Source organism: Paenibacillus sp. sgz302191, from assembly GCF_057749925.1.
In genome coordinates, this window is record NZ_JBYLHY010000120.1 from 1 (window position 1) to 360 (window position 360).

Annotated in this window: 2 tRNA genes; both read right to left on the bottom strand. The window is 49.4% G+C overall.

The features are described from left to right. Positions 1-145 precede the first annotated feature (145 nt). A tRNA-Ala gene (locus AC3G2T_RS38870) sits at positions 146-221 on the bottom strand. Positions 222-238: 17 nt separating this feature from the next. Beyond that, positions 239-315 (bottom strand) — tRNA-Ile (locus tag AC3G2T_RS38875). Positions 316-360: the final 45 nt, after the last annotated feature.

A 360-nucleotide genomic window follows, 5' to 3' on the forward strand; every position in this document is an offset into this window, starting at 1 on the left:
ATGTCGCAACTGTTAAGTTGTCAACAGATATGCTGTGATTCGACTTTCTTTACCGCCTCACCAGCGGCAAAAAGTATCTTATCACATCTTACTCGCTCATTTCAAGTCGAATTTCCGAGAAATTCTTGCCTGAAACGATCGTTGTTGGTGGAGCCAAGCGGGATCGAACCGCTGACCTCCTGCTTGCAAGGCAGGCGCTCTCCCAGCTGAGCTATGGCCCCATATTTATGAAGTTGTATGGTGGGCCCTAGTGGACTCGAACCACCGACCTCACCCTTATCAGGGGTGCGCTCTAACCAGCTGAGCTAAGGGCCCAAAATAAAAACCCACCTACGATCTTTCGAAGCTTGCTTTCTTCGA